Origin of the sequence: Streptococcus parasanguinis CC87K (genome assembly GCF_000507765.1) — a bacterium.
Lineage (GTDB): Bacteria > Bacillota > Bacilli > Lactobacillales > Streptococcaceae > Streptococcus > Streptococcus parasanguinis_J.
The window spans coordinates 283161-296500 of record NZ_KI669401.1 but is presented as its reverse complement, the minus strand read 5'-3'; the positions used below and the strand labels follow the sequence as shown (position 1 = coordinate 296500).

Below are 13340 nucleotides of genomic sequence, written 5' to 3'. Positions count from 1 at the left end.
CCTTCTATCTACCCTCCTTCCTTTATTTTTCCTTATAAAGAACTCTCAAGATCAGTAACTGTGTTAGCAAAATCCAGATAATCAGTATAGTGAAGTCAAAAAATGAGACGTGACCATGACTATAGACACAAGCTCGTAGGAGTTTGACAGAAGGGACAAATGGAAGAACATGGTAGAGATGGTTTATCCAATCTGGAAGACGACTTGCAGGGTACATGATTGGTGAAAACATCAAACCAATCATGAGAATTAACTGAGACATCAGCGTGACAATATTGGGAGAAAAAGTATACGCAATGGCAAATCCAAGACTGATCATCGTAAGACAGATCAGAAATAGGATGAAAACAGCCAGAACAGATACATTTAGGCGGACAGAAAAACGAAAATAGCCCAGTATAACAGAAATGAACACTCCAGGTAAAATAGCAATCATCCACATCCAAAGATCTGCTAAGGAAATCAGAATTCGTGGTATTGGAAGGGCTCGTACGTAGTCTACATGTCCTTCTGACTTCGCATTTGCTATAACAGGGGATGAGATCGTACAGCCAATAGAAATAATTCCTATCAGAACTGAACCAGAAGAGAGATAGTAGGCAGCTGTCGTATCAATCTCACCGATCACTAGTGGATAACCAAAAAGAAGTGAAATGGATAACAGAACCTGAGCTAGCGTAAAGAGTAGAAATAGATCTTTTTGACGAAGATAGTTCCAACGAAGTAAGTAAAAAAATTGAGTCATATCAGTTTGTCAACTCCTCTCTATAAAGATCTGAAATGGATACGTTTTTCTGAGCAAGTGACAGATTAAAAATATTCTTTCTATCCAATTCCTGTGTTATTTTTGGTAGCAGTCTTGTTAACTCCTTCTCTTCTACTTCAATCTGGCAAATCGAACCATTGATAATGGTATAATCTTGGAATAGAGCTAAGCTATCTTTATTCCTAAACTCAAAAGATATTTGATACTGTTTTTGATAGGTTATTTGCTGAACTGGGCCTGACTTGATTAACTTCCCATGGTTAAATAAGGCATAGTTGTCTGCATATTTTTCAACTTCCAAAAGATTATGCGTCACGATAATAATGGTATGACCTTTATGCGCCAGCTTCTGTAATAATTGCCATTGTTTTTCACGACGTATTGGATCAACATCATTTGTCGGTTCATCAAGAAGAATGATGGTCGGAGATCCTATTAAAGCCATTGCAAAAGAAGTTAGACGCTTTAATCCTCCTGAGAGATCCTTTCCTTGTTTTGCCCGGTACTCCTTAATTTCTAAGTCGGTTAAGAGCTGATCCATTTCTTTTTGTAAATCTAAGGTGTTTAACTCTCTCATTCTTCCAAGCATTTCTATGTTTTGTTCCACCGTCAATTTCTCAAGTGGTGCATACTGTTGCGACATATAGCTCATCATTGAGCGAGCTTGTTTACGATTCTGTACAAAAGAAATATCTCCATAGCATACATCTCCTTTATCGGGTTTGGTAAAACCAATCATTTGATTTAAGAGGGTGGACTTACCAGCACCATTGTGTCCTAAAAAAGCTGTAATTTTAGCAGCTTCTATTTCTAATGAAATATGGTTATTAGCAAAATGTTGCTTATCAAATGATTTTGTCAAATCTCTAATAGTCAGTGGTGCAAATGTCTTCATCTCATCACTCAAGACTGAGAAGATTTTCCCAGCTTCCTTCATTTTTGATAAGATTATTGTATAATAAACATATGACTTTCCATGGTTTACGTCATGATTTACCATTTTAGTGTCATAATTAGCCAACTCAATTTGATAAGGGGGACTTATGTTAAACGTCGTTATTTGTGATGACTCAACTAGAGATGCTAGTCAGTTAGAACAGTATTTACTTTCTTACGACAAGGTTCCTGTAGAAACAAAACTATATACAAATCCACAAAAAATGCTAGAACAGTTAACAAGGGATACGCATTGTGTTTTTTTGGATATTGATATGCCACAAATTACTGGAATTGACCTTGCACGTGAAATTCGTCAGTTCAATCCTTTTATCCCCATTATTTTTGTGACCAGCTATCGTTATTACATGGAACAAGTATTTGAAGTACAGACTTTTGATTACTTAGTAAAACCCATTGAACCCCAAAGGTTAAATAAGGTAGTAGACAGAATTTTACGTTATTTAGATTTAGGACAAACCATCTTTAACTTTTCATTTGGAAAACAAAGTTACTCTATTCCTTTAAGTGACATTACCTATTTTGAGAAAGATAAGCGTTACGTTTTTATTTACACACTAGCAGATACCTATAAGTCCTTACTGAAAACTCAAGAAATTTTAGATAAACTACCTGATTATTTTATTCAAATTCATGCTTCTTATATTGTAAATCCCAAATATATAAAAGATTTTGATGCGAAAACAGTAACTATTTTGCTAAATGGAACCGAGGAACATTCACTTCCAATTAGTCGTAAGTTCCAGTCTTCTTTTAAAGAAAAATACTATAAATATCTCAGTGAAAGGAATTTCTAATGCTAATAGGATTGCGGATCATTAGTATCTTGTTTGACTTATTTCTAGCAAGTGTCTTATTTTATAGGCCAATATCCAAAAGTAAACATTCAAAAGAGACACTTTTAGTCCTTTGTTGTTGCTTTCTTTTTCATGTGGCTCTTGTGTTTCTATTTTTAGAAGGTCGTGTGTTTTTAGTTAGCAATCTCTTCCTGAGTATTGTAGAATCCTCTCTTGTAGGACTCTATTTTGGCTACTCCTTTCTTGATTCTTCCTTTTGGATATTCTTACAAACAAGCCTGACATTATTAGCCGGAGCTGTCCTCAATCAAGCTATCCAACTATTTCTTCCACTGTCAAAAGTATCGAAAAATTTAGGAATGATTAGTGGTTACCTTGCCATCAGTTTTCTTTTTTCAACTGTGATCACTCTTGTTCTTCGACAGCTATTTCGAACACATCAAAAGTTAACCATGGCAACTTCTAGAAGAAATTGGCTTTATCAATTTATCGTGCCGATTTTATCTATTATTTTTGCCTTTACTGTATCTGCTATTCAAGGGCAAGTATTTGGACCAGATTATCTTTCTGTCATTTCACTCTTGTCTCTTATTGTATTGTCGTTTTCCTCGCTGTATTTTACCTTACATCTTTCTCAACAACAGCACGCTTATTATCAAAATAAATTAGATAAAGAACAGCTTCAGTTCCAATTACGAGAAACACAACAGTCTCAAGAAGAATACCAACGATTGCAAAGTCTTCGGCATGACTTAAAAAATAAACATTTAACCCTCTTGGCACTTCTAGAAGAAAATCCTGATGAAGCTAGAGAGTATCTTCAATCGTTAACCGATAGTATTTCAGGAAAACAAATCTTTTACTCCAAAAATCCAACGGTTAATTATTTACTGAATCAAAAACTGCACGATGTGGAAGATGAAATTGAATTGGAAATTGACTGCTTTGTCCCTCAAGAATTATCTATTCAGCCTGATATTCTAGCTGTTATTTTAGGAAATTGTTTAGATAATAGTATTTCAGCCTGTCTTCGATTAACTGATAAATCGGAGAGAACATTGGCTCTAAATATACGTTATTTTCAACAAAACCTATTTATTTCGATCAACAATACCTTTAATGAACAAGAACAAGAGACTCGTAAAACACGTCAAAGAGATGGTTGGGGCTTACGAAACGTTGATGCTCTAGTACAAGAATACCAAGGAACTATCAAGCGATTCAAAGAAAATGGCCGCTATCGAACGGAGATCCTCTTACCAAGTCCAATAAACTAATGATCCTTCTCCTTCAAGGCCTTATTCAGGTAATTTATAAAAAAGAGGCTAGGCAAAATTGTACTGACCCCAAAAAGTTAGACAAATAATTTAAGTGAAGGATTTAGTCCTGTATTGCACAGGACTGAGTCCTTTTAGTTTTACCTTAATTCGTTTGTTGTTGTAATAGTCAATATAGTCTACAATAGCTTGTTCCAATTGGTTAAGTGACTTAAATGTATTCTCGTAACCATAAAACATTTCCGATTTCAAAATGCCAAAGAAGGATTCCATCATGCCGTTGTCTGGGCTGTTTCCTTTACGTGACATGGACGGTTGAATTCCTTTATCCTCTAAAAAACGATGATAATACTGGTGTTGATAATGCCATCCTTGATCACTATGGAGAATTGTATTTGTGTAATGATTCTCAGTAAAGGCCTGGTCTAACATAGCTTTCACTTGTTCTAAATTTGGTGAAGTTGAAAGATTATAAGCGACGATTTCACTGTTAAAACCATCTAATACTGGTGATAAATAGAGCTTTTGGCTGCTTGCTGGAATGGCAAATTCTGTCACATCTGTGTAGCACTTTTCCATTGGTTTTGAAGCTTCAAACTGGCGTTGAATAAGGTTGTCGGCTTTCTTACCAATATCTCCTTTGTGAGAAGAATACTTTCGCTTCTGCCGGATTCTAGCTTGTAAATTGAGGACGTTCATCAACCGCTGAACCCTCTTATGATTGACCAAAAAACCGCGATTTCTTAATTCTAAATGTATCCGACGATAGCCATAATTTCCCTTGTGTTCAGTAAAAATAGATTGGATTTCAGCTTTAAGCCCGTGATCCTTATCTGGTTTTTCTAGCTGTTTCAAGTGATAATAGTAGGTCGAACGAGCGAGTTTAATGGCTTTTAGAAGAATATCTAACGAAAACTCAGTGATTAATTCTTGAACAATTTCTGTCTTTCTTCTTTCTCTTTTTCCTCCTTCAATCGGAGTTCTCTCAACTTTTTTAGAATGGCATTCTCCGCTCTCAGGTATTCATTTTCTGCTTGAAGACGTTCTAACTCTGTCATTTCTTCAGATTTCTTCTTTAGCTTGCGTCCCATTTTAGGTGCTCTCCCTCTTGTTTTCTCAACAATAGTATACCCATTTTTCTTGTATTGTGCCAGCCAATTTGGAAGCATTCCTTGGTTTGGAAGAGCATAATCAAGGCTTACACTTCTTTGTGAACGACCTTCAAGTAAGACTTTATCAATGATTTCTCGTTTTAGTTCAGGAGAATAGTAACAATTCTTTCCTTTTTTTACGATTTCTATTCCATAACGATCAATCAATTTAATCATGTACTGAAGATTAGAAATCTTTATCCCAAATTGATTTGAAAGTCGCCTAAAACTCTCTCCTTGCTTTCTTGATTCATATATTTGAACTTTATCTTCAAAAGTTAATTTCATAATAAAAGCACCCCAAAAGTTAGATTTTTCTGTCTAACTTTTAGGGTGCAGTTCAAATCTGTCCAGACTTTGATGTTTGATAGAAGTAACAGTGAGACGCAGTGGTTGATTGCTTAAACCGCTACTTTGAGGTGGAGGATAGAACTTGTGAAGCAAGTTCCCCAAGTCTTTGTTCGCTTATTTAGCTCCAATGATAAGGAGAACAATATTTCCTTGATCTGCAACCTCCAACACTCTCCCAGACTGTTGGAACTATACGCAGGTGGAAAAATTGAAAAGGTGTGGGGAAGCTTTTTTCAACCTTTTTTATTTTGCGGACTTTTTTCCCACTCCATTAGGATATTGATAAACTATTTTCGCGGTCATCCTTTATCGAAATCTTCAGCATCTTCCTTATTTCAAAAAAGAAAAATAAAAAGACTCTTAGAGAAGTTTGCAGATCTGCAGAGCCTTCTCTAGGAGCTTTTTTCTTTATTTTGTAGCTAGAAGCGCTGCTTCAACAGCTGCTTTCTCACGGTCGATCAGATCGATACGAGCGGCGATTTCCTTGATTCCCATCTTGATATTGCGGCTAATCGCCATATCATCCAATTGAGGTTCAAAGAAGGCCTTGTATTCATTCAACCGTTCACGGGTCTTGAAACAGTTAGCTGGGTAGATAACAAACTTATCAAAGCTCATATCACCACCGAGGGCTTTCTTGACCCAATCCCAGTTTTCACGCGCCCAAGTCCAAGTTCTTCCTTGGGTAAAGTCATCGTGTAAGAAGTTGTAGTACCAACTCATAGCCAAGTCCTGAGGTTTCACCACATCCTTGTTCTTCCACTCCTTCAATAGAGCTTCCAAAGTTTCCTCATCCTTGGTATAAGAAAGTGCAGCCGCCAACTGGCGTTTAAAGTTCCCATCTACTGTCTTAACATAAGTATCCAGGTATTGTTGGCTAAGCTCCTTGGTTTCCTGGTGCTTGATTTGGTTGACCAAGATTTGCAGGCGGATGGCAGCTGGAAGTTTTTCCAAATCATCTGCATGTGCTTCAAAGATAGTGCTCGCTTGAGCTTTTGCAGCTTCATCATTGGCCTTGATCATATTAGCAATCATTAGCTGACGAACTTTTTCGTCTTCTTCTGTTTCACCAGGCTTAGCTTCTAGACCCAAGCGTTCAAAGTTGTAACGGTTCAAGCGTTTCAACAACTCATGGAAGGCAGCTTCTGTTTCATTTCCTTCATCCACAAAGAGACTGATTCCAGCTAAGACGCTCGAAACAGCTGAAACAACCAAGTAGGAACTTTCTTCTGTCAAGTGTTCAATCACTGGCAAGAGGCTTGCATAAGAAATTTGACCACTTTCAGCTAAAAGACGACGTTCTTGAACCACTTGTAATTTTGAAGTGCTATCCAAGCTAGCAAGGTCAGCAAGGATGTCTTCCAACAATTCCCCACGGTAGTCACTGATATAGTGAGCTGTATTTTCTGTATTGAAGCGAAGAGCTCCGCTGTTAGCTGCTTTCAAGGCACTGTAGTTTGGAATTTCTAAGACTTCAGTTTCCAAGGTATCTGGAATACCCGTCCAGTTGCTATTTAACGGAACAACCCACTTGCGTCCTTTTTCTTCTCTATCTCCGATGAAGAACTGCTCTTGACGGATGATCAAGGTATCGTTTTCCACAGAAGCTGAAACAACAGGGTATCCTGGTTGCTCCAACCAAGAATCCATAAAGGCTGCGACATCACGACCTGAAGCTTGCCCAAGAGCATCCCAAAGGTCACGACCGATAGTATTGCCGTATTGGTGTTTTTCAAAGTAGATCTTCAACCCTTTGCGGAAGGCGTCATCGCCTAACCATCGACGAAGCATGTGCATAAGACGGCTACCCTTAGCGTAAACGATTGCTGGGTCAAAAAGAGTGTTGATCTCGTCTGGGTGTTTGACTTCCACATGGACGGATTGAACGCCATCTGTAGCATCGCGTTTCAAAGCAGCAGGCACTCCAGTTGTTTGGAAGTCTTCAAAGATATTCCAGCTTGGTTCAATGGCATCCAAGCTGACATATTCCATCATATTGGCAAAGCTTTCATTCAACCAGAGATCATCCCACCATTTCATGGTCACGAGGTTTCCGAACCATTGGTGAGCCAATTCGTGAGCCACCACCAAGGCTACTGTTTGACGGCTTTGGGCCGTAGAGTTTTCATCTACTAGAAGGTAGACTTCACGGTAGGTTACCAAGCCCCAGTTTTCCATCGCTCCTGAAGAGAAGTCTGGAAGGGCGATATGAAGGGATTGAGGGATTGGATACTTCACACCATAGTAGTCTTCATAAAATTCAATAGCACGAACGGCAATATCCAATGAGAAGTCCAAGTTTTCTAATGGGTGAGCTTTGGTAGAGTAGACACCGACTAGGGTTCCATTCTTGGTCTTAGCTGTCACTCCTTGAAGATCTCCAGCAGCAAAGGCAAGGAGGTAAGAAGACATCCGTGGAGTCGTATCAAACTTCCAAATTCCTGTTTCTTTGCGGTTTTCCACATCGATTTCAGGCATATTTGAAAGGGCAATTTCACCTTCTTCTTGGTCAAATTTCAAAGAAAGATCGAAAGTTGCTTTAGCTTCAGGCTCGTCCACACTTGGAAAGGCTTCACGCGCAAAATGGCTCTCAAACTGAGTCGAGAGGACTTCCTTCTTCACACCATCAATGCTGTAGTAAGATGGATAAATCCCAGTCATATTGTCTGTAATCTTACCAGAATAGGTCAGGGTAACTGTCACTTGACCTGTTCCTTCCAATTCAACATAGACTGCTTCATTGTCATCATCAACCGTAAATGGACGGGCTTGACCTGCTACTTCTACTGTTTCGATGGTCAAATCCTTTTGGTGAAGCGAGATCTTGTCCGCCTTGGCTTGACCTGTGATCACCACACGACCGCTAAAGGTCTTGGTTTTACGACTTAAATCCAAAAACACTTCGTAATGTTCTGGAACGAATGTTTCTACAAAATGTGCAACTGCTTGCATAATTTCCTCCTTTAAATGTTTTACGCTTTCCAATGAAAAGCCCTAATAAAACTATTTTATCACAAAGTTGGGATAAAAGAAAAGACAAGCATGACAATGCCTGTCTGAGATCGAAAAGACTCCATGATCTTACATTTCGATAATTTTACCTGTTTCAAAGTAAACTACCCATTCACAGATATTTTTTGCATAATCTCCGATGCGTTCCAAGAAGTTGATCACTTGGAAATAATCCCGTCCTGTCACGATGGACTCAGGATTTTTTCGAATTTCTTCTGTTGCTAATTCTTGGATGCTATCGAAGTAATGGTTGATGACTTCGTCTCGTGTCGCAACTTCATAGGCCAAATCCACATCGCCTTTGAGGTAAACATCTAGTGTCGCTTCGACAAAATCTTTGACTTCACGGCCCATCTTGCTGATTTCTTCCTCAACAGATTGGATACGGACTTCCCCTTTCATGCGAATCGTTGCCTTGGCAATCGATACTGCGTGGTCCCCCATCCGCTCTAGGTCAGAAACTGCTTTTAAGACGGTCATCACGACGCGAAGGTCTTGTGAAACAGGCTGTTGAAGGGCGATAATCTCAAAAGACTTACGCTCTAGCTTCACTTCGTAGTCGTTGATCTCCGCATCATCTTCGATAACCTGACGGGCCAATTCACGGTCATGGGTCACGAAAGCACGAACTGTACGGTTGATCTGACTCAACACTTCATTTCCCATTGCATAAAACTGGTTATGCAACTTCTCTAAATCTTCTTCAAATTGAACTCGTAACATTTTATTTTCTTCCTATCCAAATTTACCAGAGACATAGTCTTCTGTTTCTTTCTTAGCTGGGTTCAAGAACATTTCATTGGTATCATTGTACTCAATCAAATCCCCATCCAAGAAAAAGGCTGTTTTATCGGAAATCCGACTTGCTTGTTGCATGGAACGTGTCACCAAGAGCATGGTGTAGCGGTCTTTTAGTCCATACAAGGTTTCTTCAATTTTCCCAGCTGAAATTGGGTCCAGCGCTGAAGTTGGCTCATCCAAAAGAATAATCTTGGGACTGGTCGCAAGAACCCGCGCCACACAGACCCGCTGCTGCTGACCACCGGAAAGTCCGATCGCTGAATCATGCAGGCGATCCTTGACTTCATCCCAGATGGAAGCGCGTTTCAGAGAGGTTTCAACTGCTTCATCCAAGACAGCCTTGTCCTTGACACCATTAATCATCAATCCATAGGTCACATTATCATAAATGGACATTGGGAAAGGATTGGGCTGTTGGAAGACCATTCCGATTTCCTTACGCAATTCGACCGTATCGGTCCGTGGTCCGTAGATATTATGTCCATTATAGAGGATGGTTCCTGTGGTAGTGACCTCATGGTTGAGGTCGCCCATGCGGTTAATGGCTTTTAAAAGGGTAGATTTCCCTGATCCTGAAGGACCAATCAAGGCCGTAATCTCCTTTGGAGCAAAGTCCAAGGAGACGCTATTTAGAGCCTTCTTTTTATTGTAATAAACCGACAAGTCCTTGACTTGCAAAATTGGTTCTGTCATTCTATTTTCCTTTTTGTTGTCATTTTACTTTATCCAAAGTGACCAGATACATAATCGTTGGTCGATTGCAATTTCGCATTTTGGAAAATATTCGAAGTCTTATCGTACTCGATGAGGTTTCCTAGATAGAAGAAACCGGTATAATCGCTAGCACGGGCTGCTTGTTGCATGCTGTGGGTCACGATGACAATCGTATAATCCTTCTTCAACTCAAGCATGGTTTCTTCTAATTGCGCTGTCGCGATCGGATCAAGCGCTGAAGCAGGCTCATCCATGAGTAAGATATCTGGCTTCACAGAGATGGCCCGTGCGATACAGAGTCGTTGCTGTTGGCCACCTGAAAGTGTCAGGGCTGATTTATGAAGGTCATCCTTGACCTGATCCCATAAAGCTGCCTGTTTCAAAGAAGTTTCGACCAATTCGTCCAAGATCTTCTTGTCTTTCACCCCAGCGCGTTCATGCGGGAAGGTGATATTTTTATAAATCGATTTGGCAAAAGGATTGGGCCGTTGGAAAACCATCCCAATGTGCTTACGCATTTCATAAACATTGATATCCGGACGATTGACATCGATTCCTTCATACCAAATTTCACCCGTTACACGCGCAATATCGATGGTATCATTCATCCGGTTCAAACTACGGAGGTAGGTTGATTTCCCAGATCCTGAAGGACCGATCAAGGCTGTAATCTTATTCTTTTCAAACTGCATGTCGACGCCTTTAATGGACTCGTTCGTTCCATAATAGACATGCAAATCTTTGGTCGATAGGACCACCTTTTCTTCAGGAAAAGTAATGATGTGTCTCTCATCCCAATTGTATTTTGACATTTCTTCTCCTTTAAGCAGATGTTAGTTTTTTATGGAGGTAACTTCCGAGTTTGCGCGCTCCAAAGTTAAAGATCAAGATAAAGATCAAAAGAACGGCGGCAGAACCGGCTGAGACTTCGATCGAGTCTGGAATGGTTCCTTCACTGTTGACCTTCCAGATATGGACGGCCAAGGTTTCAGCCTGACGGAAGATCGAAATCGGACTAGTCACACTAAAGATATTCCAGTTTGACCAATCAAGAGCTGGAGCCGATTGACCTGCTGTATAGATCAAGGCAGCGGCTTCCCCAAAGATCCGTCCTGAGGCCAAGACAACCCCAGTGATAATACTTGGAAGTGCTTCTGGAACCACGACATGGATCACAGTTTCCCAGCGAGACAAGCCCAATGCTAGACCTGCTTCGCGCTGTGTATGGTGGACGTGCTGCAAGCTATCTTCGATATTGCGAGTCATCTGTGGCAGGTTAAAGACGGTCAAGGCCAAGGCCCCTGAAATGATCGAAAATCCGTATTTGAACTGGACAACGAAGACCAAGTAACCAAAGAGACCTACAACGACAGATGGCAAAGAAGACAAGATCTCAATACAGGTACGAACCAAATTGGTCAAGCGACCTTTTTTAGCATACTCAGAGAGGTAAATCCCAGCTCCAAGAGAAAGTGGGAAGGAAATCACCAAGGTAATGACCAAGAGGAAGAAGGAATTATACAATTGAATTCCGATCCCTCCTCCTGCTTGGTAAGAAGAAGATTTCCCAGTCAAGAAGTGCCAAGATACATGGGGCAAGCCACGGACCAAGATATAAAGGATCAATGAGGCAAGAATCGCAACGATGATCCCTGAAATAGCATACAGCACTCCTGTGGCAATTTTATCCATTCGTTTAGCGTGCATAGTTCTTCTTACCTCTTTCTTTCGTAATCAGTTTAATCACACTGTTAAAGGCAAGACTCATGAGGAGCAATACCAAGGCGAGCGACCAAAGAACATTGTTATTGACCGTACCCATGACGGTATTTCCGATTCCCATAGTCAAAATAGAGGTGAGGGTGGAAGCTGGTGTTGTGAGCGAGGTTGGTACCACTGCCGAGTTTCCGACCACCATCTGGATAGCCAAGGCTTCCCCAAAGGCACGCGCCATTCCAAAGACGACCGCTGTAAAGATTCCAGAGCGGGCTGCCTTGAGCGTGACATGCCAAATGGTTTGCCAGCGGGTCGCTCCCATTGCCATACTAGCTTCCCGATAATGACGGGGTACAGCTCGGAGGCTATCGGTCGTCATAAAGGTAACAGTGGGTAGGATCATAACAAAAAGGACAAAGACCCCTGAGAGGATCCCAAAACCAGTCCCCCCAAAGAGACTACGGGTAAATGGGACGACCACTTGAAGACCAATGAATCCGTAAACAACGGAAGGAATCCCCACCAAAAGCTCAATCGCTGGTTGCAAGAAACGAGCTCCTTTGGGGGAGACTTCTGTCATGAAAACTGCTGCACCAATGGCAAACGGCGTTGCCAAGAGGGCAGAAAGCAAGGTTACAATAAAGGAACCTAAAATCATGGGTAGGGCTCCAAATTCCTTTGCAGCAGGATTCCAAGAGCTCCCAAATAGAAAACTAAAGATATTGACTTTATTAACAAAGAAAGTCGATAAACCTTTTTGGGCCACGAAAATCAAAATCATGGCAACGACGACAACAATCAAACTCATACATAGAAAGGTAATGGTTTTCCCAAATTTTTCTAGGCGGGAGTTTTTTGATTTCGTCAGCATTTTTTTTGCTACTTCGTTCATTTTTTACCTAATTCTTTTATTTTTTTGTCACATTCCCTTTTAAATCACGGGTGACTTTCATATCATTGATTGGAATATAGCCCATCTTACCAACAACTTTTTGCTGAACCTCATCCGTCATCATGTAGTCAATGAATTTTTTAGACAACTCATTGGGTTTTCCCTTGGTATACATATGTTCGTAAGACCAGATGGGCCAGTTATTGTTGACGACATTAGCTTTGGTTGGTTGATAACCATTGAGCTTCATGGTTTTGACACTGCTATCCAAGTAGGTAAAGGCTAGATAAGAGATGGCTCCTGGAGTTTGAGAAACGATGTTTTTCACCATTCCATTAGAGTCTTGCTCTTGGGCCTGCTTGGGTTGTTTGCCATCCATGATAATGGCATCAAAGACAGCACGGCTACCAGAACCTACGGCACGGTTCACAATCGTGATCTCAAGATCTGGACCACCCAACTGCTTCCAGTTGGTATATTCACCTGTAAAGATCTTTCGCAATTGCTCCGTTGTCAGATTGTCAATCGAGATATTTTTATTGGCAATGATGGCTGTCCCTGCTACGGCTACCTGATGATCGACCAGACTAGAGGCATCGATCCCAGACTTTTCCTCTGCAAACAGGTCACTATTTCCGATGTCCACAGCACCTGATTGAACTTGTGAAAGTCCTGTACCAGAACCTCCTCCTTGTACATTCACAATCTTACCAGGATGTTCTTCAATGTAGCGATCTACCACTCCTTCAACCAAGGGTTGCAAGGCAGTGGATCCAACAGCAGTGATTGATTCTCCGCGATTGATCCAAGAAGCACAAGCAGATAAACTTCCTGCTAATGCGATCGTCGCTAGTCCTAGGATCAGCTTTTTAGACTTTTTCAAATCATGTCTCCTTGATATTTCAC

The 13340-nt window shown here is 40.6% G+C and carries 12 protein-coding genes; 2 read left to right on the top strand and 10 right to left on the bottom strand.

The window, feature by feature from the left end; all coding sequences use genetic code 11:
- Window positions 1-22: 22 nt before the first annotated feature.
- A complete protein-coding gene (locus HMPREF1195_RS01445; protein WP_023917775.1) occupies window positions 23-745 on the bottom strand; it encodes an ABC transporter permease in 723 nt (240 codons plus the stop codon).
- 1 nt (window position 746) lies between these two features.
- Window positions 747-1703, bottom strand: coding sequence for an ABC transporter ATP-binding protein (locus HMPREF1195_RS01440; protein ID WP_023917773.1), 957 nt, complete (start codon window positions 1701-1703; stop codon window positions 747-749).
- 106 nt (window positions 1704-1809) lie between these two features.
- On the opposite strand from HMPREF1195_RS01440, the gene HMPREF1195_RS01435 reads away from it, so the two are divergent.
- Both HMPREF1195_RS01435 and HMPREF1195_RS01430 read left to right on the top strand, forming a co-directional pair.
- Window positions 1810-2520 (top strand): LytR/AlgR family response regulator transcription factor, encoded by a 711-nt coding sequence (locus HMPREF1195_RS01435; RefSeq protein ID WP_023917771.1) that lies wholly within the window; start codon window positions 1810-1812, stop codon window positions 2518-2520.
- Window positions 2520-3797 carry a sensor histidine kinase gene (locus HMPREF1195_RS01430; RefSeq protein ID WP_023917770.1) on the top strand — a complete coding sequence of 426 codons (1278 nt, stop codon included), beginning with the start codon at window positions 2520-2522 and terminating at the stop codon, window positions 3795-3797. Before HMPREF1195_RS01435 ends, HMPREF1195_RS01430 begins: the two co-directional genes overlap by 1 nt.
- Before the next feature lie 90 nt (window positions 3798-3887).
- Here the strand turns inward: HMPREF1195_RS01430 and HMPREF1195_RS10590 are convergent.
- From HMPREF1195_RS10590 to HMPREF1195_RS01385, 8 genes are all read right to left on the bottom strand, one after another.
- Window positions 3888-5236, bottom strand: a protein-coding gene (locus tag HMPREF1195_RS10590) for an IS3 family transposase (RefSeq protein WP_155246325.1) whose coding sequence is annotated in 2 segments (ribosomal slippage) — window positions 3888-4795 and window positions 4795-5236 — 1350 coding nt in all. Because the reading frame shifts where the segments join, the coding sequence is not laid out codon by codon here.
- A 471-nt stretch (window positions 5237-5707) separates the two neighbouring features.
- Complete coding sequence (locus tag HMPREF1195_RS01415; protein ID WP_023917766.1) at window positions 5708-8251, bottom strand: M1 family metallopeptidase; 2544 nt, start codon at window positions 8249-8251, stop codon at window positions 5708-5710.
- 129 nt (window positions 8252-8380) lie between these two features.
- On the bottom strand, window positions 8381-9034 hold the full coding sequence (gene phoU / locus HMPREF1195_RS01410) for a phosphate signaling complex protein PhoU (protein WP_003003266.1): 654 nt from the start codon (window positions 9032-9034) through the stop codon (window positions 8381-8383).
- A 12-nt stretch (window positions 9035-9046) separates the two neighbouring features.
- Entirely contained in the window at window positions 9047-9805 is a 759-nt protein-coding gene (gene pstB / locus HMPREF1195_RS01405; RefSeq protein ID WP_003003393.1) for a phosphate ABC transporter ATP-binding protein PstB, read from the bottom strand.
- 29 nt (window positions 9806-9834) lie between these two features.
- Window positions 9835-10638 (bottom strand): phosphate ABC transporter ATP-binding protein PstB, encoded by an 804-nt coding sequence (gene pstB, locus HMPREF1195_RS01400; protein ID WP_003006600.1) that lies wholly within the window; start codon window positions 10636-10638, stop codon window positions 9835-9837.
- A 10-nt stretch (window positions 10639-10648) separates the two neighbouring features.
- Complete coding sequence (gene pstA, locus HMPREF1195_RS01395; RefSeq protein ID WP_003006597.1) at window positions 10649-11533, bottom strand: phosphate ABC transporter permease PstA; 885 nt, start codon at window positions 11531-11533, stop codon at window positions 10649-10651.
- Complete coding sequence (gene pstC, locus HMPREF1195_RS01390; protein WP_014713132.1) at window positions 11523-12434, bottom strand: phosphate ABC transporter permease subunit PstC; 912 nt, start codon at window positions 12432-12434, stop codon at window positions 11523-11525. The genes pstA and pstC overlap by 11 nt, the downstream gene beginning before the upstream one ends.
- A 16-nt stretch (window positions 12435-12450) precedes the next feature.
- Window positions 12451-13317 carry a phosphate ABC transporter substrate-binding protein PstS family protein gene (locus HMPREF1195_RS01385; protein WP_003017442.1) on the bottom strand — a complete coding sequence of 289 codons (867 nt, stop codon included), beginning with the start codon at window positions 13315-13317 and terminating at the stop codon, window positions 12451-12453.
- Window positions 13318-13340 lie beyond the last annotated feature (23 nt).

What these genes read in the sequence shown, in the direction of transcription:
- phoU (WP_003003266.1), bottom strand. Translation starts at nt 9,034, where the DNA reads ATGTTACGAGTTCAATTTGAAGAAGATTTAGAGAAGTTGCATAACCAG.
- HMPREF1195_RS01440 (WP_023917773.1), bottom strand. Translation starts at nt 1,703, where the DNA reads ATGAAGGAAGCTGGGAAAATCTTCTCAGTCTTGAGTGATGAGATGAAG.
- pstC (WP_014713132.1), bottom strand. Translation starts at nt 12,434, where the DNA reads ATGAACGAAGTAGCAAAAAAAATGCTGACGAAATCAAAAAACTCCCGC.
- HMPREF1195_RS01435 (WP_023917771.1), top strand. Translation starts at nt 1,810, where the DNA reads ATGTTAAACGTCGTTATTTGTGATGACTCAACTAGAGATGCTAGTCAG.
- pstB (WP_003003393.1), bottom strand. Translation starts at nt 9,805, where the DNA reads ATGACAGAACCAATTTTGCAAGTCAAGGACTTGTCGGTTTATTACAAT.
- HMPREF1195_RS01445 (WP_023917775.1), bottom strand. Translation starts at nt 745, where the DNA reads ATGACTCAATTTTTTTACTTACTTCGTTGGAACTATCTTCGTCAAAAA.
- pstA (WP_003006597.1), bottom strand. Translation starts at nt 11,533, where the DNA reads ATGCACGCTAAACGAATGGATAAAATTGCCACAGGAGTGCTGTATGCT.
- HMPREF1195_RS01415 (WP_023917766.1), bottom strand. Translation starts at nt 8,251, where the DNA reads ATGCAAGCAGTTGCACATTTTGTAGAAACATTCGTTCCAGAACATTAC.
- HMPREF1195_RS01430 (WP_023917770.1), top strand. Translation starts at nt 2,520, where the DNA reads ATGCTAATAGGATTGCGGATCATTAGTATCTTGTTTGACTTATTTCTA.
- pstB (WP_003006600.1), bottom strand. Translation starts at nt 10,638, where the DNA reads ATGTCAAAATACAATTGGGATGAGAGACACATCATTACTTTTCCTGAA.